This window comes from Zwartia hollandica (genome assembly GCF_019923725.1).
GTDB classification, from domain to species: domain Bacteria; phylum Pseudomonadota; class Gammaproteobacteria; order Burkholderiales; family Burkholderiaceae_B; genus Zwartia; species Zwartia hollandica.
This window is the reverse complement of record NZ_JAHXRI010000022.1, coordinates 1-975: the sequence shown is the minus strand read 5'-3', so window position 1 is coordinate 975 and position 975 is coordinate 1. Positions and strand designations below refer to the sequence as shown.

Here is a 975-nt window from a genome sequence, read left to right as displayed (position 1 = left end):
GGGGACGAGCGCGCGACAGTGCGGTTTTAAATATCGGAAACAGAGACGGCACGAGCTGTAAATCCGTGACTGCGCGCTCAACCATCAGCTCGCTCAACGCATCCATATCCAGCAGCGTCTCTTTGTCTGCTAACACCAACCGCGCTCCAGCCATAAGCGGCGCGAATAACTCCCACACGGACGCATCAAAGGCAAACGATGTGCGCGCCAACATCACGCAAGTCTCGTCTAACGGGTACTCGGTTTGCATCCACCGCAATTGGTGTGCAAGACCGGCATGGGTCACTCCAACGCCTTTAGGTTGCCCAGTCGAACCAGAGGTGTAAATGACGTAGACGAGCTGCTCAGAACGAAGCGCTGTGCTGAGCTCACTCTGGAGTACTGGAGTACCACTCAACTTGTCGAGGGTTTGTATGACTTGCCCCGCATCGAGGTGCACTTCTACGGGAGCAGCAAGGCCTTGGACTCGGCTCGCCTCAGCACTCACCAGAATCTGTGCTCCGCTGTCGATCAGCATAAACTGCAGGCGTGACTCTGGGTATTCCGGATCTAAAGGCAAGTAGGCCGCGCCAGACTTCATCACCGCCAGCAGCGTCACCATCAGCTCCACCGTGCGATGCAACAGTACCGCCACGACCTGATCGGGCCCAGCGCCCAACGCGATCAAATGACGCGCAAGCTTATTCGATCTTGCATCAAGCTCGGTATAACTCAATTCTTGGACGCCTGCGTATAACGCAATCGCCAGTGGGCTGCGCTGCACTTGTGCTGAAAACATCGCCGGGAGAGTCTGCTCGCCCATATTCTGCCAGCTCACCTCTGGTCCGCGCGCAGCGTCTAGCAATGTTTGGCGCGCCACACCATCCATTAGCGCCAAGGTCTTGACCGGCGCATCCACCGAAGCTGTTAACCCCTGCACCAAACGCTCAAACGCTTCACGCCAGATCTCTACACTCGACTCGGCAAACAAATCTG

At 56.7% G+C, this 975-nt stretch carries 1 protein-coding gene; it reads right to left on the bottom strand.

Annotated elements, in window-relative coordinates; translation table 11 throughout:
• On the bottom strand, window positions 1-975 hold a 975-nt coding region (locus KZZ10_RS14420), incomplete at both ends, for an AMP-binding protein (RefSeq protein ID WP_259662242.1).